The organism is Streptomyces sp. NPDC054757 (genome assembly GCF_053612185.1).
Map to the genome: position 1 here is coordinate 146,594 of NZ_JBSHBW010000005.1, position 20,891 is coordinate 167,484.

At 70.4% G+C, this 20,891-nt stretch carries 16 protein-coding genes; 5 read left to right on the forward strand and 11 right to left on the reverse strand.

The genetic code is table 11. The annotated features are described in order from the left end of the window. Positions 1-77: 77 nt before the first annotated feature. From ACWGKJ_RS09395 to ACWGKJ_RS09405, 3 genes are all read right to left on the reverse strand, one after another. Positions 78-2,483, reverse strand: a complete 2,406-nt coding sequence (locus ACWGKJ_RS09395; protein WP_385024367.1) for a sodium-translocating pyrophosphatase — start codon at positions 2,481-2,483, stop codon at positions 78-80. Between the two features lie 423 nt (positions 2,484-2,906). Next, positions 2,907-3,359, reverse strand: a complete 453-nt coding sequence (locus ACWGKJ_RS09400; protein ID WP_385024365.1) for an ATP-binding protein — start codon at positions 3,357-3,359, stop codon at positions 2,907-2,909. A gap of 84 nt (positions 3,360-3,443) precedes the next feature. After that, complete coding sequence (locus ACWGKJ_RS09405) at positions 3,444-3,797, reverse strand: STAS domain-containing protein (protein ID WP_385024363.1); 354 nt, start codon at positions 3,795-3,797, stop codon at positions 3,444-3,446. A gap of 80 nt (positions 3,798-3,877) precedes the next feature. Here ACWGKJ_RS09405 and ACWGKJ_RS09410 point away from each other — a divergent pair, with 80 nt between their 5' ends. Next, complete coding sequence (locus tag ACWGKJ_RS09410; protein ID WP_385024361.1) at positions 3,878-6,376, forward strand: DEAD/DEAH box helicase; 2,499 nt, start codon at positions 3,878-3,880, stop codon at positions 6,374-6,376. On the opposite strand, the gene ACWGKJ_RS09415 is transcribed toward ACWGKJ_RS09410, so the two are convergent. The 7 genes from ACWGKJ_RS09415 to ssd form a co-directional block, all read right to left on the reverse strand. After that, positions 6,297-6,695, reverse strand: coding sequence for an Rv3654c family TadE-like protein (locus ACWGKJ_RS09415; RefSeq protein WP_385024359.1), 399 nt, complete (start codon positions 6,693-6,695; stop codon positions 6,297-6,299). The genes ACWGKJ_RS09410 and ACWGKJ_RS09415 overlap by 80 nt on opposite strands. Continuing rightward, the gene (locus tag ACWGKJ_RS09420; protein ID WP_385024357.1) at positions 6,692-7,291 is read right to left on the reverse strand and encodes a TadE family type IV pilus minor pilin; all 600 of its coding nucleotides are present in this window, start codon (positions 7,289-7,291) and stop codon (positions 6,692-6,694) included. The genes ACWGKJ_RS09415 and ACWGKJ_RS09420 overlap by 4 nt, the downstream gene beginning before the upstream one ends. After that, on the reverse strand, positions 7,278-7,415 hold the full coding sequence (locus tag ACWGKJ_RS09425; RefSeq protein WP_385024355.1) for a DUF4244 domain-containing protein: 138 nt from the start codon (positions 7,413-7,415) through the stop codon (positions 7,278-7,280). The genes ACWGKJ_RS09420 and ACWGKJ_RS09425 overlap by 14 nt, the downstream gene beginning before the upstream one ends. Positions 7,416-7,711: 296 nt before the next feature. Beyond that, positions 7,712-8,488: a type II secretion system F family protein gene (locus tag ACWGKJ_RS09430; protein WP_385024353.1), complete on the reverse strand. Its 777-nt coding sequence runs from the start codon at positions 8,486-8,488 to the stop codon at positions 7,712-7,714. Between the two features lie 23 nt (positions 8,489-8,511). After that, positions 8,512-9,357 carry a type II secretion system F family protein gene (locus tag ACWGKJ_RS09435; protein ID WP_385024351.1) on the reverse strand — a complete coding sequence of 282 codons (846 nt, stop codon included), beginning with the start codon at positions 9,355-9,357 and terminating at the stop codon, positions 8,512-8,514. Continuing rightward, the gene (locus ACWGKJ_RS09440; RefSeq protein ID WP_385024349.1) at positions 9,354-10,544 is read right to left on the reverse strand and encodes a TadA family conjugal transfer-associated ATPase; all 1,191 of its coding nucleotides are present in this window, start codon (positions 10,542-10,544) and stop codon (positions 9,354-9,356) included. The genes ACWGKJ_RS09435 and ACWGKJ_RS09440 overlap by 4 nt, the downstream gene beginning before the upstream one ends. Continuing rightward, positions 10,541-11,644: a septum site-determining protein Ssd gene (ssd, locus tag ACWGKJ_RS09445; protein ID WP_385024347.1), complete on the reverse strand. Its 1,104-nt coding sequence runs from the start codon at positions 11,642-11,644 to the stop codon at positions 10,541-10,543. The genes ACWGKJ_RS09440 and ssd overlap by 4 nt, the downstream gene beginning before the upstream one ends. A 485-nt stretch (positions 11,645-12,129) precedes the next feature. Between ssd and ACWGKJ_RS09450 the strand changes: the two genes are divergently transcribed. Further along, on the forward strand, positions 12,130-12,987 hold the full coding sequence (locus ACWGKJ_RS09450; protein WP_453315698.1) for an HAD family hydrolase: 858 nt from the start codon (positions 12,130-12,132) through the stop codon (positions 12,985-12,987). Positions 12,988-13,461: 474 nt separating this feature from the next. On the opposite strand, the gene ACWGKJ_RS09455 is transcribed toward ACWGKJ_RS09450, so the two are convergent. Beyond that, entirely contained in the window at positions 13,462-14,322 is an 861-nt protein-coding gene (locus ACWGKJ_RS09455; RefSeq protein WP_385024341.1) for a Fic family protein, read from the reverse strand. A gap of 102 nt (positions 14,323-14,424) precedes the next feature. Between ACWGKJ_RS09455 and ACWGKJ_RS09460 the strand changes: the two genes are divergently transcribed. From ACWGKJ_RS09460 to acs, 3 genes are all read left to right on the forward strand, one after another. Further along, complete coding sequence (locus tag ACWGKJ_RS09460; protein ID WP_385024339.1) at positions 14,425-15,414, forward strand: ATP-binding protein; 990 nt, start codon at positions 14,425-14,427, stop codon at positions 15,412-15,414. Between the two features lie 401 nt (positions 15,415-15,815). Next, complete coding sequence (locus tag ACWGKJ_RS09465) at positions 15,816-18,710, forward strand: bifunctional SulP family inorganic anion transporter/carbonic anhydrase (RefSeq protein ID WP_385024337.1); 2,895 nt, start codon at positions 15,816-15,818, stop codon at positions 18,708-18,710. Between the two features lie 161 nt (positions 18,711-18,871). Continuing rightward, entirely contained in the window at positions 18,872-20,827 is a 1,956-nt protein-coding gene (gene acs / locus ACWGKJ_RS09470) for an acetate--CoA ligase (protein WP_385024335.1), read from the forward strand. Positions 20,828-20,891 lie beyond the last annotated feature (64 nt).

Below are 20,891 nucleotides of genomic sequence, written 5' to 3' on the forward strand. Positions count from 1 at the left end.
CCGGACAGGCCGTCAGCACGGCCTGCCGGACCCCCGCCTGATGGCGCATTACCGAAATGACCGGATCAGTGACCGGATCAGAGAGTGTCCTGGGCGGACACCGCCGACCCCACTCCTTCACCGGCCCCGACCGCCTCGCCGTCGCCGTCCACGGAGATTCCGCGCCGCTTCGACACGTACACCGCGGCGACGATGACCACGAGGGCGACCGCGGCCACCACGGCACGCACCGGAGCGCTGGCATGGTCGCCGTAGCTGAACTTCACCACCGCGGGCGCGATCAGCAGCGCCACCAGATTCATCACCTTGAGCAGCGGATTGATCGCGGGGCCCGCGGTGTCCTTGAACGGGTCGCCGACCGTGTCACCGATGACGGTCGCCGCATGGGCGTCACTGCCCTTGCCGCCGTGGTGGCCGTCCTCGACCAGCTTCTTGGCGTTGTCCCACGCCCCACCGGAGTTGGCCAGGAAGACCGCCATCAGGGTGCCGGCCCCGATCGCGCCTGCCAGGAACGAGCCGAGTGCGCCCACCCCGAGGGTGAAACCCACCGCGATGGGCGCCATCACGGCGAGCAGGCCCGGCGTGGTCAGCTCGCGCAGGGCGTCCTTGGTGCAGATGTCGACCACCCGGCCGTACTCGGGTTTCTCCGTGTGGTCCATGATCCCCGGGTGCTCGCGGAACTGCCGCCTGACCTCGTAGACCACGGAACCGGCCGAGCGTGAGACCGCGTTGACGGCGAGCCCGGAGAAGAGGAAGACGACCGCGGCGCCGAACATCAGACCCACCAGGTTGTTGGGCTGGGAGATGTCCATGCTCAGTCCGAGTTCGCCCGCCTTGGCATGTACGTCGTCGACGGCGGTGGCCAGCGCGTCACGGTACGAACCGAAGAGCGCCGAGGCGGCGAGCACCGCCGTCGCGATGGCGATGCCCTTGGTGATGGCCTTGGTGGTGTTGCCGACCGCGTCGAGATCGGTGAGCACCTGGGCCCCCGCGCCTTCGACGTCACCGGACATCTCCGCGATGCCCTGGGCGTTGTCGGAGACCGGCCCGAAGGTGTCCATGGCGACGATGACACCGACGGTGGTGAGCAGCCCGGTGCCCGCCAGGGCCACCGCGAAGAGAGCGAGCATGATCGACGTACCGCCGAGCAGGAACGCCCCGTACACACCGAGCCCGATGAGCAGCGCGGTGTAGACGGCGGATTCGAGCCCGATGGCGACACCCGCGAGCACCACGGTCGCGGCGCCGGTGAGCGAGGACTTGCCGATGTCCCGGACCGGACGGCGGCTGGTCTCGGTGAAGTACCCGGTCAGCTGCTGGATGAGCGCGGCCAGGACGATACCGATGGCGACCGCGACCAGGGCGAGCACCCGCGGGTCGCCGCCGTGCGCCCGGATGGCCGCATCGGTCACTCCGTCCAGGTCGCGGTAGGAACCGGGCAGATAGCTGTAGACCGCCACGGCCATCAGGACCAGGGAGATCACCGCGGAGATGAAGAATCCGCGGTTGATGGCGGACATCCCGCCGCGGTCGGAGCACCGTGGGGCGACCGCGAAGATACCGATCATCGCGGTGACCACACCGATCGCCGGAACGATCAGGGGAAAGGCGAGTCCGGAGTTCCCGAAGGCGGCCCTGCCGAGGATGAGGGCCGCGACGAGCGTGACGGCATAGGACTCGAAGAGGTCGGCCGCCATGCCCGCGCAGTCGCCGACGTTGTCCCCCACGTTGTCCGCGATGGTCGCGGCGTTACGCGGATCGTCCTCCGGAATGCCCTGCTCCACCTTGCCGACCAGGTCGGCGCCGACATCGGCGGCCTTGGTGAAGATGCCGCCACCGACCCTCATGAACATGGCGATCAGCGCGGCACCCAGACCGAAGCCCTCCAGCACCTTGGGCGCGTCGGCGGCGTAGACGAGGACGACACAGGAGGCACCGAGCAGACCGAGGCCCACGGTGAACATGCCCACCACACCGCCCGTACGGAAAGCGATCTTCATTGCCCGGTGCGAGACGGTGGTGAGATCCCTTTCCGGCTCACCCTCTCCCGGAGTTGCTTCCCGGGCGGCTGCCGCTACGCGCACATTGGCTCGTACGGCAAGCCGCATGCCGATGTATCCGGTGGTCGCCGAGAAAAGCGCGCCGACCAGGAAGAAGACAGAACGCCCCGCACGCTGCGACCAGTCGTCGGCCGGGAGCAGGAAGAGCAGGAAGAACACGACGACGGCAAAGGCGCCGAGTGTGCGCAACTGCCTGCCCAGATAGGCATTCGCGCCTTCCTGTACGGCTGCCGCGATCTGTTTCATGGATTCGCTGCCCTCACCGGCGGCCAGTACCTGACGTACCAGCAGCTGGGCGACGAGCAGGGCCGCTAGCGCCACCACGGCGATGACGATCACGATGATCCGGTTGCCGTCGGTGAGTACCGCGGCTGCGAGGGTTGTGGAGTGTTCGGACTGCTGTGGGTTGAAGAGCCCCGCCATTCGTCCTCCTTGACGCTCAAAGCTCAAGATGTGGACGGATTGTAGGGAGCGGGACCTGATCAAAAAAGGGCGTGGTAAACAGAATTGACACCTGCCCGAATAAACCTGCCTTGGCGCATAAATGGAGAGTAATGGGGCAGAGGCATTCGGCGGGACAGCTGCCGCAGGATGAAATACAACACAAGGATCAAGAAAAACAAAAAGGCCCTGCTCAGCAGGGCCGATCAAAAGGCGGGGAGATCGGGGCTCGTCACCAGGTGAGGCCCCCGCAGGGACGGACCACGTCGTAGCAGCGGGCCTCGCTGCCGGCACAGGCCCCGCAGGGAGACGGTCCCCTCATCGGGGAGACGGTCCCCGCCTCAGGGGGCAGGATTCTGACCGGGCCCCACGCAGGGAACGGGTGCACCGGAAACCAGGGATGGGTCAGGGCAGTGCGGGCGCCGACGTCGTCGGCCATGTCATCCGGATGACGCCCCCGGCCTCGCCGGAGGTGACCTCCACATCGTCGACGAGCCCGCTGATGACCGCGAGGCCCATCTCGTCCTCACCGTCGGCGGAGGCACCGGCGCCCCCCACGGCCGGAGCGGCGGACGCCCCGGAACCCGGGGAGGCCGCACCGCCCGTACTGGGCATCTCGTCCCCGACCTCGATCGAGAAGGACTTCTCCTCCTCGATCAGTACGACACGGACGGGAGCCGCGATGCCATTGCCGCGGTGGAGTCCCACCGCACGGGAACAAGCCTCGCCGACCGCGAGTCTCACTTCGTCCAGCACGGCCTCATCGACCCCGGCCCGGCGTGCCACGGCGGCCGCCACCAGGCGAGCCGTCCTCACATGTTCGGGCTGGGCGCTGAAACGGAGTTCAACGGTGGCCATGCGATCCCCCTCAGACGTACGGGCGTGCTTCTCGGGGGGACCGGGCTGGGAGCCCGGTACCCCTGCGTTCTTCCTCCGGAGCCGTCAGTCGTTTGCCGCGACGGCTTCATCGACCGTGGTGTGGATCGGGAACACCTTGGTCAGACCGGTGATACGGAAGATCTTGAGAATGCGCTCCTGGTTGCAGACCAGGCGCAGCGAGCCCTCATGGGCACGCACACGCTTCAGGCCGCCAACGAGCACGCCGAGTCCGGTGGAGTCGAGGAAGTCCACGCTCTCCATGTCGACGACCAGGTGGTAACTGCCGTCGTTCACCAACTCGACCAACTGCTCGCGCAGCTTGGGCGCGGTATATACATCAATCTCGCCACCGACCTCGACGACCGTACGGTCGCCACCAGGCCCGGACACATTGCGAGTCGACAGGGACAGGTCCACGGATCCTCCAGCACCTTGCTATCGAGCGGCCGCCCCACGTGGTCTCCCCGGCGGAGTCGGGGAACGGATCGCCAGCCGCGATGGCATTCAATCACTTACCAGCAGGCATGCACGACGCCTTGAGCCCATTGTCCGTCATGCCGGTGACACACTCGGTACCGATGGCCAAGAATCACCGCCCCAGGCGACCCACCGGGGACACGGGTGCACGACCCGGTCCGCGGCAGATACTCGAGCGTCTCTCCGCAGGGCAGAGCCGGGCTTCGCGCATCACTCATACGGAGCACCTGCCCCCACGTGCGGGGCGCCATGCCGTCTGGCCCGATCGCATCCGACCGGAAGTGATTGCGGCCATTCAGGCACAGGGCATCGAACATCCATGGGCCCATCAGGCCACAGCTGCCGAGCACGCGCTCGACGGCGAGTCTGTGATCATTGCCACGGGCACCGCTTCGGGCAAGTCGCTCGCCTACCTCGCGCCGGTGCTCTCGGCTCTCCTGGACGGCTCGGAGGCGCCCAACGGCCGGGGCGCCACCGCCCTCTACCTCGCCCCCACCAAGGCCCTCGCTGCCGACCAGCGCCGCTCCTTCCGGGAGCTGGCCGCACCGCTCGGCCACGGCATCAGACCAGCCGTGTACGACGGGGACACACCCGTCGAAGAGCGCGAATGGGTACGTCAGTTCGCCAACTACGTCCTCACCAATCCGGACATGCTGCACCGCGGGATCCTGCCCTCCCACCCGCGCTGGGCCTCCTTCCTGCGTGCTCTGCGGTACGTGGTCATCGACGAGTGCCACACCTACCGGGGCGTCTTCGGCTCCCACGTGGCCCAGGTGGTACGCAGGCTGCGCCGCCTCTGTGCCCGTTACGGCTCCGACCCCGTCTTCCTGCTCGCCTCCGCGACCGCGGCGGAGCCCGCCGTGACCGCCGGACGCCTCACCGGGCTCCCCGTGCGCGAGGTGGCCGACGATGCCTCTCCGCGTGGCGAACTGGTCTTCGCCCTCTGGGAGCCGCCGCTCACCGAACTCCACGGCGAGCAGGGCGCCCCCGTACGCCGTACCGCCACCGCCGAGACCGCCGACCTCCTCACCGATCTCACCGTGCAGGGCGTCCGCTCGGTCGCCTTCGTACGGTCCAGGCGCGGCGCGGAGCTGATCTCCGTCATCGCCCAGGAGCGTCTTGCCGAGGTCGACCGCTCCCTGGTCTCCAGGGTCGCGGCCTACCGGGGCGGCTATCTCCCGGAGGAGCGCCGTGCCATCGAAGCCGCCCTGCACTCCGGCGAACTGCTCGGCCTCGCCGCCACCACCGCCCTGGAACTCGGCATCGACGTCTCGGGGCTGGACGCGGTCGTCATCGCCGGCTACCCCGGCACCCGGGCCTCCCTCTGGCAACAGGCGGGCCGGGCCGGCCGCTCGGGCGGGGGCGCCCTCGCCGTCCTGGTGGCCCGCGACGATCCGCTGGACACCTACCTCGTCCACCATCCCGATGCCCTCTTCCAGCGGCCCGTGGAGTCCACCGTCCTGGACCCGGACAATCCGTATGTCCTCGCCCCCCATCTGTGCGCGGCCGCGGCGGAACTGCCGCTGACCGCTACCGATCTGGAACTCTTCGGCCCGGCGACCGCCGGGCTGATGCCGCAGCTGGAGACCGCGAAACTGCTGCGCCGGCGGGGCGGATCCTGGTACTGGACGCGCCGGGAGCGGGCAGCGGACCTGACCGACATCCGCGGTGAGGGCGGCCGTCCCGTCCAGATCGTCGAGGCGGGAACGGGGCGGCTGCTCGGCACGGTCGACGAAGCCTCCTCCCACACCACCGTCCACGAGGGCGCCGTCCACCTCCACCAGGGGCGCACCTACGTGGTGAAGCACCTGGATCTGGAGGATTCTGCCGCCCTGGTCGAGGAGGCCGCCCCGCCGTACTCGACCACCGCACGGGACACCACCGCCATCGCCGTCCTGGAGACCGACACCGAGATCCCGTGGGGCACCGGACGGCTCTGCTACGGATCTGTCGAGGTCACCAACCAGGTCGTCTCCTTCCTACGTCGCAGACTCATCACCGGGGAGGTGCTCGGTGAGACGAAGCTCGACCTTCCGCCCCGCACCCTGCGCACCCGGGCCGTGTGGTGGACGGTCACCGAGGACCAGCTCGATGCCGCCCGGATCAACCCCGAACAGCTGGCGGGCGCCCTGCACGCCGCGGAACACGCCTCCATCGGCATGCTGCCGCTCTTCGCCACCTGCGACCGCTGGGACATCGGGGGCGTCTCCATCCCGCTGCACCCGGACACCCTGCTCCCGACGGTCTTCGTGTACGACGGCCACCCCGGCGGGGCCGGCTTCGCCGAGCGGGCCTTCCACACGGCCCGCGAATGGCTCACCGCGACCCGGGAGGCCATCGCCTCCTGCGAATGCGATGCGGGCTGCCCCTCCTGCATCCAGTCCCCGAAATGCGGCAACGGCAACGACCCCCTGCACAAACGCGGCGCCGTACGCCTCCTCACGGAACTCCTCCGGGAAGCTCCTGGCGGCGATTCGCCCGAACGGGGGAATCCTCCGGAGGACCGGCCCGGGCTCTGACCTTCGGCGTGTACGGACCGAACCGCGCCTCCGCCGTCACATCGGCGATCTCGTCCCGCACCCCGCACCGCACCACCCTGGCCCCTTGCGCTCCGGCCACCCGGACCGCCGCGGCGCACGCCGTGGCCTGCCCCTGCAGCGCGCGGTCGGCAGCTGCCAGAGCCGCCAGGTCGGCGGCGCCACCGGCCCGGTGACGGGCCGCCACACCCTGCCCCATCACCAGCAGGGCTGCGAAGACCACACAGAGGGAAGTCATCGCCATGGCCACCCACACCGTCGCCGAACCCCGGTCGTCGAACTGATCCTCGGCCCTCCTCATACCCGCACCGCCGTTTGGCCCGGCTGCGCCTGCTTTTCGCCATGCCCACTCGGATTTTCGCCATGACCGCTCGGACTGGCAGCTCCATCGGGTGCGTCCTGGCTGCCCGGACGGTCCGAACTGCCGGGGCTGTCCGGACCGGCGGGGCCCGCAGGGTCGTCGCGGCCACCGAGTCCGCTCTGTCCCCCGGTGTCTCCGGAGTCGCCCACCTCGGCCTCGTCGAACGCGGCCGCCTCGGCCTTGAGCGTCAGGGCGAGGGGGCCGGGCCCCGGCGTCGGCGCTTCCACCCGAACCTGCCAGAGGTCCCCGGCGCGGCCGAGCGTGACGCGGGCGCCGCGTGGGGCCGCCGACCGGGCGGCGGCGAGGGCCGCAGCCCCCGGCTCCGACCGGGCGGCTGCCCGCGCACCGATCCGTGCCGCGTCGATGCACTGAATCTGGGCAGCTGCGGCGGCGAGGGCCCAGACCAGTGCCATCGTGAACAGCACCAGCGCCGGAATCACCACCGCTGCCTCGGCCGAGACGGATCCCTGGTCGGCAGACCACCTCCCACCCGTATCGCTTTCGGCCCGCCTCCCACGGGCGTCAGAACTTCGCATGGAGCGCCTTCTCGACCACCGATTGCAGCGCTGCCGCAACGGGCCCGCTGGTCACCACCTTGTAGAGCACCGCAGCGAAGGCACACGCCGCGATCGTGCCCATCGCGTACTCAGACGTGGACATTCCCGCGTCCCTGCCGGCTCCGTGCCTCAGCCGATGCCAGCGGGCCCGCACCCACCTCACTGCTCCTGCACCCTCCGGTGTACCGGACTCCACCGGACCTCCGGATCCGTTCAGCAGATTCTGCTCGTTCACCATGTCAACCCCCGTATTTCCCCGTGCTGTTCGTACGTTCGGAGCGCAGCCGTCCGGCTCGCGCTGTTCTTCCGCTCTTCCGCTCTTCCGCGCCATTTCGCGCGATGGGTCGAGTCGGTTCAGCAAGGTCTCTCGCTAGTTCCTCTCGCTCTCGGACGAGTTCGTCAGCTCGCCTTCAGCAGATGGCCCGCCAGTCCGATCACCACGGGCACCACTCCGACCGCCAGGAAGGCAGGCAGGAAGCAGAGACCAACAGGCCCGGTGATCAGAACGCCCGCCCGGCCGGCCCTTTCCTTGGCCGCCCTGGCCCGGTCGGCTCTGAGCCCCGCGGCGAGCCGGGCGACCGAATCGGCGGCAGGGGCACCGGTCGACGCGGCCCGCTCCAGGCAGCGGGCCAGCCCCGGCGCCCCCGGTATCGAACCGAACCGCCCCCAGGCCGCGGCAGGTTCACTGCCGAGCCGCAGCTCTGCCGCCGCACGGGCCAGCGCGTCGCCGACCGGCCCGCCCAGTGATTCCCCGACCGCCTCGGCCGCCTCGCGGGGTCCGGCGCCGGCAGCGATGCATGCCGCCAGCAACTCGGCGGCGAGAGGCAGTTCACGTGCCGCCGACCTCATCAGGGTCTCGTCGGCTTCGGAGGAAGAACGCCTTCGCCGCCAGCACCGCACCCCGTACCCGGCGGCAAGGCCGAGCGCACATCCGCTCCACCCGCCGACCAGGACACAGCAGGTGGCCACTGCGGCCAGCGGAGCGCCCCACCGGGCAGCCCACACCCGGTAGGCAGGGCGTCGCGCCGGCCTTTCCGGTGTCGCGGCCAGCAGCGCGGTGGCCCGCTTGCGGGACAGGCGTTCATGCCGCCGCCCGGTCCAGGCAAGGCCCAGTCGGGCTGCCACAGCCACGGCGCACAGCACTGCCCCCAGCCTGTGGACAACCTCCCCCGCCATGACAGCGCTGTGCGCGGCCCCGGTCACAGCCCCTCCCCCGCCCGCACGATCCGCCCTGCCCAGAAGAACCCCGCGCTCTCCAGCACCCCGCCCGCGAGCAGACAGCACAGCCCCGCCGGAGTGTGCAGCAGCGTCCACAGCGGATCGGCACCGAGAGCGGTGCCGAGCAGCAGCCCTCCCGCCGGAAGCAAAGCGAGGACAAGCACCGTCGACCTCGCCCCGGCCAATTCGGCGCGCAGGCCGACTCGTTCGTCCCGTTCGGCGCGCAGCGCGCCCTCCAGCCCTTCGAGTCCGGCCGCCAGGCCGGCGCCCCCGTCCACGGACACCCGCCAGCAAGCGGCAGCACCTCGCAGTCCCGCAGCGCCCGGCTCCCGGGCCGCACTCCGGAGAGCCTCCGGCACATCTCCACCGAACCGCGCCGCTGCCAGCACCGCGGCCTCCGCCGTACCCAGAGCGCCCGATCCCCGTCCCGCAGCCAGCAACGCCTCTCCGGGCTGCTTCCCGGCCCGCAGTTCGGCGGCCACCGCCCCACAGAGTGAGATCACCGCGTCGGTCCGCGCCAGCCGGTCACGGGCCGCAGCCGCCGCCCGCAACCGCCGCCCCACCAGGGGCACAGCCACTCCCCCCGCCAGTAGCGGCAGCACCGATCCGCCCAGTACCGCGACGACTCCGGCCACCACAAGGCAGAGCCACTCCGGCCGCAGACGGCCACGCACCCGGCCGCGGAGCCGACCGCTCCACGCGTGCGCGCCCGCCCCCGGACCGCCGGCGAACAGCATCCGCCCCCTGCGCAGCCCCCGCTCCTGCGCGGCCAGCATGCAGAGGGCCGCACCCGCACAGAGCACCGTCACAAAGACGAGAGCCGTCATGACGCGCCCCCGATCATGGCCCGCAGCCGGGGCCATCCGCGCCCCTGGGTGAAGCCCTCAGCGCCCCAGCGCAGCGCGGGCACGGTCATCACCAGTCCCGTCGCGTCCCGGTCCAGCACATGCACCTCGGCGACCCGGCGCAGCCCGCACCGATCCCGTACGAGATGCACCACGACCGCAAGCGCCGCAGCCAATTGGCTGTGCAGGGCGGCCCGGTCGAGCCCCGCCGCCGTCCCGAGCGCTTCGAGACGGGCAGGGACATCGGCTGCGGCATTCGCGTGCAGAGTTCCACAGCCTCCTTCATGACCTGTGTTCAGCGCGGCCAGCAGCTCGGTGACCTCGGCGCCGCGCACCTCGCCCACCACCAGCCGGTCGGGCCGCATCCGCAGTGCCTGGCGGACCAGATCCCGCAGGGTCACCCGGCCCGCCCCCTCCTGGTTCGGCGGGCGCGACTCCAGCCGCACCACATGCGGGTGCTCGGGCCTCAACTCCGAGGAGTCCTCCGCCAGCACAATCCGCTCGGCCGGCCCGACCAGGCCCAGCAGGGACGAGAGGAGCGTCGTCTTGCCCGAGCCCGTGCCCCCACTGACCAGGAAGGAAAGCCGGGCATCGATCAGCGCCCGCAGCACCGCGTCACCGCCCGGCGGGACGGTCCCCGCCGCCACCAGTTCCTCAAGGGTGAAGGCCTTCGGCCGCACCACCCGCAACGAGAGGCAGGCCGACCCGACGGCCACCGGTTCAAGCACCGCATGCATCCGCGTCCCGTCCGGCAGCCGGGCGTCCACCCAGGGCCTGGCATCGTCGAGGCGCCGCCCGGCCACCGCGGCGAGCCGCTGTGCCAGCCGGCGCACCGCGGCGGCGTCGGGGAAGGCCACATCGGTCAGTTCGAGTCCGGTGCCGCGGTCGACCCACACCCGGTCCGGCCCGGCGACCAGCACATCGGTCACCGCGGGATCAGCCAGCAGCGCCTCCAGCCTTCCGGAGCCCACGAGTTCGGACCGCAACTCCTCCGCGTGCCCGAGCACTTCCGCGTCCCCCAGCAGCCGCCCCTGGGCGCGCAGCGCCGCTGCCACCCGTGCCGGTGTGGGCTCGGCCCCGCTCTCCGCGAGGCGCTGCCGTACGGCGTCGAGGAGTGGCGGCGTGCCGGCGCAGGACGGCGCCCCGGCGGACATGGCCGCCGTACTCATGAGACACCTCGCCCGGCCAGGGCCTGCGCCCAGAACGCCGTACTGAATCGGGCCAGCGGTCCCTTGGCCCGGCCACCCGGCGGAGCGCCGCCGCCCTGGGCGGCGAGCAGCCCTTCCTCCGGCGGCAGTTCGCCCGCGAGGGGCAGCTTCAGCGCCTGAGCGACCCATTCCTCGTCCAGCCCCGGCGCATAGGGCCCGCGAACCACCGCCCGCAGGTCCTGGAGGACCATCCCGGCCATGGAAGCCACCCTGGCCGCGGCAGCGACCGCCCGGAGCTCACCCGGCACCACCAGAAGGCCGAGATCGAGCTGGGCGAGCGCTTCCGCGACCCCTTCGTCGACCCGCCGGGGCAGATCCACGACCACCGCTCCGCCGCCCCTGCGCGCGGCCGCCAGGACGGCCCGCATCGACTCCGGTGCGATCACCACCGCATCCGTCCGGTCCCAGCTGAGGACGCGCAGCCCGTGCAGTCGCGGCAGGGATTCCTCCAGCGCGCTCCCGGCGACCCGCCCTTTTGAACGGGCGAAATCCGGCCACCTTCTGCCCGGTGCGTGTTCACCGCCGAGCAGCACATCGAGTCCGCCGCCCAGCGGATCCCCGTCGATGAGCACAGTGCGCAGACCGCTCCGGGCCGCGGTCACGGCGAGCGCACACGCCAGGGTGGATGCCCCGGCCCCGCCCCGGCCGCCGATCACTCCGACCGTGAGCGCCTGGTCCCCGGCGCCCTCGGCCACATCCGCGATCCGCTCCACGAGCCAGCTCTCGGCATCCGGCAGCCGCAGCACGTACTCTGCCCCGATCTCGACGGCCCGCTGCCAGACACCGGGGTCGTCCTGGTCCCTCCCCACCAGATACACCCCGGGTCTGCGGGTGCTCCCACGGACCCGGGCAGCGGCGTCGTCCCCCACGAGGATCAGCGGTGCGCCCTCCCAGCCGCCCTTGTGCTCGGGCACCCCGTGATGGACTTCCGGCTCGGCCCCGGCCGCGGCGCACAGCCGCAGCAGATCGTCGAGGAGAGCCGCGTCCTCAGTGACGATCAGCGGTCCCCCCCGGCGCCTCTCGGCCGCCGGCGGTCGATCAGGTGTGATGGATCCAGCCACGATCCCGCCTCCCTCTGACAGTGATTCCCTGGTGCCGCGAAGCCGTGGCGAACGGCCGCCGACTTCGCGATGGGAATCACCGTGCAGGGACCCGGGAAATTAAGTGGATCTTGCTCGAAAACTGTGGACAACTCACTGGTTGTGAATATCTCCCCCACCCTTATCGGTGACTTCCGGAGAGGAGTGCAACGACTACGGAGCGTCATGCGTATTCAGTACTGAGGACCGTCACAGCCGACCGGAGGAGAGTGCCGCAGATGACCGCTGAGCCGCTGCCGACAGGGAGTGCACGCCCGAAAACGTGTCCGGACATGCGACGACCCCAGCCGGGGGGGAGAGCTGGGGTCGTCCCCACGTCCGACTCGGGGGGGGAGGAGCCGGACGGGGATAACACGGTCGCGAACGATCCGTGACTTCCATGGTGTACCCGAGAGCCTTCTCAGGCAAACCCACGCGCCGCCGGGTAAGCCGAATGGCGGGCACCTATGCTCGGAGCTGTGGAAAACCACTCGTCGCCCCGTACCGCTGCCTTCTTTGACCTCGACAAGACAGTCATCGCCAAGTCGTCGACGCTGACCTTCAGCAAGTCCTTCTATCAAGGCGGACTGATCAACCGCAGGGCCGTACTGCGCACCGCGTACGCCCAGTTCGTATTCCTCGCCGGTGGCGCGGATCACGACCAGATGGAGCGGATGCGCGAGTATCTCTCCGCCCTCTGCAAGGGCTGGAACGTCCGGCAGGTCAAGCAGATCGTCGCCGAGACCCTGCACGATCTGATCGACCCGATCATCTACGACGAGGCCGCTTCCCTCATCGAGGAGCACCACACGGCAGGCCGCGATGTGGTGATCGTCTCCACCTCCGGTGCCGAGGTAGTCGAGCCGATCGGTGATCTCCTCGGCGCCGACCGGGTCGTCGCCACCCGCATGGTGGTGGGCGACGACGGGTGCTTCACCGGCGAGGTGGAGTACTACGCCTACGGTCCCACCAAGGCGGAGGCCGTGAGGGAACTCGCCGCCTCCGAGGGGTACGACCTGGCGCGCTGTTACGCGTACAGCGACTCGGTGACCGACATCCCCATGCTGGAGTCGGTCGGCCACCCGCACGCGGTCAACCCGGACCGGTCGCTGCGCCGTGAAGCGGGGACCCGGGAGTGGCCGATTCTCGTCTTCAACCGGCCCGTGCGACTGAAGCAGCGACTGCCCGCGCTGCGGATGCCCCCGCGACCCGCACTGGTGGCCGCTGCCGCGATCGGTGCCGCGGCAGCCACGGCAGGTCTCGTCTGGTACGCGAACAGGGGCGGCCGGAGCACCGCCCGCCGTGGGCCCTTTGCCCGGGTTTGACAGTAAAAGTAAAGAAGTGGAGCGAGGCCTTCCCCTCGGCCCGCGAAGAGGAGTACAAAGGAGTCAACGGCCCGCGAGACCAAGGACATCCGCGAGGATCACCTGAAACCGCAGAAGGCCCCACGGACCGCGCACGGAAACTGAGTACCCACGCGACGTCGACCCGTCGATTACGGGCCAGCCACACCAGGTTGACGGGCGAAGTTCCCGGCCTGATGGGCAAAATTTCGAGGACGCCTGGTAATTCGGTGGACGTGCCAGCGGCGGCACCTCCGGGTGCCGCCGCATTTTCGCGGGACGAGCCGGACAGACTCACCTCACCGGCACGGCTTCAATCCCGGACCGCACCGCACCCCTCAGGCAGCGCCGTGACGTACCCGGGCAGCGCCGCGGCCCCGGGCAGCGCACCGCGGACCCGGGCAGCACGCCGCGGACCCGGGCAGCCTCGCGACACACCGGGGCAGCACCGCGGACCTAGGCAGCACCGCGCTGAAGCGCCTCGCACACGGCAGTCGTCTCCCGGACGCCCAGCTCGACCGCGCGACCGCAGTGCATGATCCATGCGGCCATGCCCTCCGGGGTTCCCGACGCATAGCCGTCCAGCGCAGCCACGTACGCCGCGCGCCCCAGCTCCGCGTGGCCCACCTCCGCGGGGCAGATGGACTTGGGGTCGAGCCCGCTGTTGATCAGCACGACCCGCTCGGCGGCCCGCGCGACGAGACCGTTGTACGAAGTGAAGGGCCGCAGCGCGAGCAGTTCACCGTGCACCACGGCCGCGGTCACCAGCGCCGGAGCCGCGCTCCCCGCGATGACCAGCTGCGAAAGCCCCTCAAGCCGGGCGGACACCTCGTCGGCGTCCGGCAGCGGCAGCTCGATCAGGGGCTCGTCGGCCTTCTCGCCCGCCAGCCGCGGACGGCCGACCGTGTCGCCCGAGTCCGCAGCCGCCACCAGATGCAGCCGGGCCAGTACTCGCAGCGGCGACTGCCTCCAGATGGACAGCAGTTGACCCGCCTCCGCGGAGAGCCGGAGCGCCGCGCCGACGGTGAGCGCCTCGGGATCGCCACCGAAATCGGTCCGCCGGCGCACCTCCTCCAGCGCCCAGTCCGCACCCGACAGCGTGGCCGATCCACGCGAGGCGCGCAGGGCGGCCTCACCCGTCACCTCGGTGCTGCGCCGTCTCATGACGCGGTGCCCGTAGACCCGGTCGACGGCTTTGCGTACCGAGTCGACAGCATCGCCGACGCCCGGCAGCTGGCCCAGCGCGGCGAGAGGATCCGAGTGTTCTGGAGGAGTCACCGGGGCTCCGGCGGCGGCCTTCCGGGAGAACGCAGTCATAGGAAGCGAGGCTACGCGTCCATGGCAGTCACCCCACCTTGGAGTGGTCTTCTTCACTTGCGCTACCCACGCACCGCATTCACACCGCTACCCTTCGTGAACATGAAGATCGCTTTCGTAGGGAAGGGCGGCAGCGGCAAGACCACGCTGTCCTCTCTCTTCATCCGCCACCTGGCCGCCAACGAGGCCCCCGTCCTCGCCGTGGACGCCGACATCAACCAGCACCTCGGTGCCGCACTAGGTCTCGACGACGCGGACTCCGCCGCACTGCCCGCGATGGGCGCGCACCTCCCGCTGATCAAGGAGTACCTCCGCGGGACCAACCCGCGGATCACCTCCGCCGAGACCATGATCAAAACAACTCCGCCCGGCACCGGCTCCCGGCTGCTGCGGATCCGGGAGGACAATCCGGTCTACGACGCGTGCGCCCGCCCTGTCGCACTGGACGACGGCGACATCAGACTGATGGCGACGGGGCCGTTCACCGAGTCGGATCTCGGCGTCTCCTGCTACCACTCCAAGGTCGGCGCGGTCGAGCTCTGCCTGAATCATCTGGTCGACGGCCCGGAGGAGTTCATCGTCGTCGATATGACGGCCGGTTCCGACTCCTTCGCCTCCGGCATGTTCACGCGGTTCGACATGACATTCCTGGTGGCCGAACCGACCCGTAAGGGGATCTCCGTGTACCGCCAGTACAAGGAGTACGCACGGGACTTCGGCGTCGCGCTGAAGGTCGTCGGCAACAAGGTGCGCGACGCGGACGATCTGGAGTTCCTGCGCGCCGAGGTCGGCGACGACCTGCTCGTCACGGTCGGCCACTCCGACTGGGTCCGCGCAATGGAGAAGGGCCGCCCGCCGCACTTCGACATGCTGGAGGCGGAGAACCGTCTGGCGCTCCAGTCGCTCCAGGACACCGCGGAGGACAGCTACGCGCATCGCGACTGGGAGCGCTACACGCGTCAGATGGTGCACTTCCATCTGAAGAACGCGGAGAGCTGGGGCAACGAGCGGACGGGGGCCGATCTGGCTTCCCAGGTCGACCCCGCGTTCGTGCTCAGCGAGCGGTACGCCGAGGTCAGCGCCGCCTCCTGACGCTCCCTCCGGTCCGGGGACGACCCGGAGTCGGCAACCGGAGCCGGTGAACAGCCAGGGGAGGGGGTGGAGCGGGCGGACGGCTCGCTCCACCCCCCCCTTTTCCGTTCCACTCCGGAGACGTCCCTCCGTTCATCGAACTGGAGTGTGTTTCATCTATGCCGCCTCACCGGATCGGGTGAACCACTCGCCCATATGTACCTTATGACCATTCCTGGCCTTTACTCTGCATTACGATTCATTTACCGAGGGTTGATGAGCGTGCTCCCGCCCGCCGCTCCCCACAGCCCGCCCCAGGCCGCCCTCACGCCCTCCAAGCCCCGCCTAGCCCCCGACGCCCTGTGACCGCCGTTCTGTGACCGCTGTTCAGTGACCACGCCGCCCCGGAGGAGACGGGAACCATGCCTGCCTACGTCCCCACCCGTACGGAGAACACCCTTACCGACTGTTCACCCACCACTCGCGTCCACCCCCCGCACGGGCCCCCTCCGGGCGGAGACCGCCCCCGGCCCCGCTTCCGGATTTCCGGTGCCGATCTGTCCGCCTCGATCACGGTGTTCCTGATCGCGGTCCCGATGTCCCTGGGTCTCGCGGTCGCCATCGGCGCCCCGCTCGAAGCGGGACTGCTCGCGGCGGCCGTCGGCGGCATCGTGGCCGGACTGCTCGGGGGCTCCACCCTCCAGGTCAGCGGCCCCTCAGCGGGACTCACTGTCGTGACGGCCGGACTCATCCAGGACTACGGCTGGCGCACGACCTGCGCCATCACCGTCGGCGCCGGCCTGCTCCAGCTGGTCCTGAGCTCACTGCGCGCCGCCCGCAGCGCGCTCGCGGTCTCCCCGGCCATCGTGCACGGCACGCTCGCCGGCATCGGTGTCGCCATCGCGCTCGCCCAACTCCATATCGTGCTCGGCGGTACACCACAGAGCTCGGCCATCGCCAACGCCCTCGCTCTGCCAGGACAGTTCGCCCGCGTGGCCCCGGCCGCACCGCTGATCGGCGCGCTCACCATCGCCGTACTGGTGCTGTGGCCGCGCATCCCCGGACGTACGGGGCGGGCGCTGCGCAGAATCCCCGCCGCCCTCACGTCCGTTGCGGCAGCCACCGCCCTGGCCTCGGTCGCCGCGCCCGGGATCGCACGCGTCGACCTCCCGTCCTGGCGGGCCCACGCCCTGCCGGAGCTGCCGCACGGCCCGGTGCTCGGTCTGCTCGGCGCCGTGTTCACCGTGATGCTGGTGGCGAGCCTCGAATCACTGCTGTCGACGGTTGCCGTGGACAAACTGACCGCCGACCGCCCCGGAGCCACGGGAAGACGCGCCGACCTCGACCGCGAACTGCGTGGTCAGGGCCTCGCCAACACGGTGTCCGGAATGCTCGGCGGCCTGCCGGTGTCCGGTGGAGCGGTGCGCAGCACGGCGAATGTCCGGGCGGGTGCCACCGGCCGCGCCTCGACCGTGCTGCACGGTGTATGGATGCTGCTCGCCGCGGGGCTGCTGGTGGGCGTCCTGGAGTGGATGCCGCTCGCCGCGCTGGCCGCCCTGGTGATGGTGGTCGGCCTCCAGATGGTGAGTTACGCGCACATCCGCAACGTCCACAGACACCGGGAGTTCCCAGTGTACGGGGCCACGGTGGCCGGGGTCGTGGGCTTCGGTGTGCTGGAGGGGGTGGCGGTCGGTATCGCCGTCGCCGTCGGTGTGGCGCTGCACCGGCTGGCCAGGACCAGGATCACTCTCGACCAGGTGGGCGGCGTCCACCGGTTGCGGGTACGCGGGCAGTTGACGTTTCTGGCCGTGCCCCGGCTGAGCCGGACGCTCGCGCAGATCCCCGGCGGGGCGGACGCGGTGGTGGAGCTGGACGGCTCGTTCATGGATCACGCGGCGTACGAGACGCTCCAGCACTGGCAGGAGGCGCACATTGCCCAGGGCGGCACGGTCGATGTGACCGGGCGAGAAGGCGGCCGGATCGCCGAGCCCCCTTCCGGCACCCACACCTGCTGCCGCCCCTGGACACCCTGGCGCAACCACCACTGCGACGACCGCGCGCCCGACCCGGCGGGCTCCGGCCACCCGGTCCCCGCGGCCGGTTCGCCCGTGCACGGCGGGGCGGCACCTCCCGTTACGGCGCTCCGCTCGACGTCGCCCGGTGCCGGAGACCAGGCCGCTCCCCACGCCGTACACACTGCACGCGCCGCACAGGCAGTACCGGGCGGAGGACACCCAGCCCGTCCCGTGCACGCACCACCACCACCACCCGGGCACGCACCACCGCGCGTACGTCCCGTAAACCCCGTAAGCCCCGAACATCCCGGATATCGGGCCGGCCCGCCGGAGAACCCCAAGTCCCACACCACCGGCCGCTCCCCCGGACCCCGCTCTCCGGCAGCCCGGGACAGCTCATCCGCCGCCACGTCGGCCGCCGTCGAGTCCGCCGCGGCCGGGGCGGCCCAGCGGCCGGGGGGCCGCCAACTGGCCAGTGGTCTGAGCTCGTTCCAGCGGGACACCGCTCCCCTGGTCCGGGACGAACTGGCGCGTCTCGCCCGGGAAGGACAGCGCCCTTCGCAGCTCTTCCTCACCTGCGCGGATTCCCGGTTGGTGACCAGCATGATCACGTCGAGCGGACCCGGCGACCTGTTCACCGTGCGGAACGTGGGCAATCTCGTACCGCTGCCCGGCGCCGAGGGGTCCGACGACTCGGTGGCAGCGGCGATCGAGTACGCGGTCGACATCCTGCGGGTCGAGTCGATCACCGTCTGCGGGCACTCGGGCTGCGGCGCCATGACCGCACTCCTGAACGATGCGGAGGACGAAGACGAGGACGCGGACGCGGCCACTGCCAGCTCCGGCACGGGTCCCCGCCCCGGCACGGGCCGGCGCCCCGGCACGGGCGCTGGTCATCGTGCAGCTTGCGGGCCGACCGCCGGACCCGGCCCCCGGCCCGGCGAGAGCACACCCCTCCGGCGCTGGTTGCGTCATGGGCAGCCCAGCCTGGAGCGGATGCTGAGCCGTCATCACGCATGGGCGCGGATCTCCGGGCGGATGCCGGCCGATGCGGTGGAGCAGCTCTGTCTGACCAATGTCATCCAGCAACTGGAGCATCTACGGGCGCACGAGTCGGTCGCACGCCGGCTCTCGGAGGGCACGCTGGAGCTGCACGGTATGTACTTCCACGTCGGCGAGGCCCAGGCCTATCTGCTCACCGACTCCGCTGAGCGGGACGGGGTCTTCGCCCAGGTGGCTCCCGCCGAAGAGAGAGGAGAACGGAGGGAGAGTACGGGGCCGCAGGTCCACCTCACTGGCTGAGCTGCCCGGAAATACGCGCCCGGACCGAGCCGGAAGGAATACCCAGCCCCTCCCCGGGGGTAGAGGTCTAAACCAATTGATTGGCGTGAGGCCTTGTCAGAGTGGCTCACGGGCTGATGAGCTAGACCTGGGACACAAGGCTTTGTCGAAAGGGCGATCTCGTGAGCAACGAAAGCTTGGCCAATCTGCTCAAGGAGGAGCGACGCTTCGCGCCGCCCACCGAGCTGGCCGCGAACGCCAACGTCACAGCGGCGGCGTACGAGCAGGCCGCAGCGGACCGGCTGGGCTTCTGGGCCGAGCAGGCGCGGCGGCTGACCTGGGCCACCGAGCCCACCGAGACGCTCGACTGGTCGAACCCGCCGTTCGCGAAGTGGTTCGCCGACGGTGAGCTCAACGTCGCGTACAACTGCGTGGACCGGCACGTCGAGGCCGGCAACGGCGACCGTGTCGCCATCCACTTCGAGGGCGAGCCCGGCGATGGCCGGTCGATCACCTACGCACAGCTCAAGGACGAGGTCTCGCAGGCCGCGAACGCCCTCACCGAGCTGGGCGTCGTGAAGGGTGACCGGGTCGCCGTCTACCTGCCGATGATCGCCGAAGCGGTAGTGGCCATGCTCGCCTGCGCCCGGGTCGGGGCAGCGCACTCGGTGGTGTTCGGCGGGTTCTCGGCCGACGCCGTCGCCTCCCGTATCCAGGACGCCGACGCGAAGCTCGTCATCACCGCCGACGGTGGCTACCGCCGCGGCAAGCCCTCCGCGCTGAAGCCCGCGATCGACGAAGCGGTGGCGAAGTGCCCGCAGGTCGAGCATGTGCTCGTCGTGCGGCGTACGGGCCAGGACACGGCATGGACCGAGGGCCGGGACGTCTGGTGGGACGAGTTCGTGGGGCGCCAGTCCACCGAGCACACCCCCGAGGCATTCGACGCCGAGCACCCGCTGTTCATCCTCTACACCTCGGGCACGACGGGTAAGCCGAAGGGCATCCTGCACACGTCCGGCGGCTACCTCACCCAGGCGGCCTACACCCACCACGCGGTCTTCGACCTCAAGCCGGAGACGGACGTCTACTGGTGCACGGCCGACATCGGCTGGGTGACCGGCCACTCGTACATCGTGTACGGGCCGCTGGCCAACGGTGCGACCCAGGTGATCTACGAGGGCACGCCGGACACCCCGCACCAGGGCCGGTTCTGGGAGATCGTCCAGAAGTACGGCGTCTCGATCCTCTACACGGCGCCGACCGCGATCCGTACGTTCATGAAGTGGGGAGACGACATCCCCGCCAAGTTCGACCTGACGTCGCTGCGGGTCCTCGGGTCGGTCGGTGAGCCGATCAACCCCGAGGCATGGATGTGGTACCGGAAGAACATCGGCGCCGACAAGTGCCCCATCGTGGACACCTGGTGGCAGACCGAGACCGGCGCGATGATGATCTCCCCGCTGCCCGGAGTCACGGAGACCAAGCCGGGGTCCGCACAGCGTGCGCTGCCGGGTATCTCCGCGACGGTCGTCGACGACGAGGGTCGCGAGGTGCCGGACGGAGGCGGCGGCTATCTGGTCCTGACCGAGCCGTGGCCCTCCATGCTCCGTACCGTCTGGGGCGACGACCAGCGCTTCATCGACACCTACTGGTCGCGCTTCGAGGGCAAGTACTTCGCGGGTGACGGCGCGAAGAAGGACAACGACGGCGACCTCTGGCTGCTCGGCCGGGTCGACGACGTGATGCTGGTGTCCGGGCACAACATCTCGACCACCGAGGTCGAGTCCGCGCTCGTCTCGCACCCGGCCGTCGCCGAGGCGGCGGTCGTCGGCGCCGCTGACGAGACGACCGGTCAGTCGATCGTGGCCTTCGTGATCCTGCGCGGCACGGTGGAGGAGTCGGCGGACCTCTCGGCGGAGCTGCGGAACCATGTGGGCTCGGTGCTCGGGCCGATCGCCAAGCCGAAGCGGGTCCTGCCCGTGGCAGAGCTGCCCAAGACCCGGTCCGGGAAGATCATGCGGCGGCTGCTGCGCGACATCGCGGAGGACCGTGAGCTGGGCGATGTCTCCACGCTCACCGACGCCTCGGTGATGGGCCTGATCCAGACGAAGCTGCCGAGCGCCTCCAGCGAGGACTGAGCCGAGGACTGAGTCAGAGCAAGGCAGGGGAACGCCGGACGGGCTCGATATGCCCGTCCGGCGT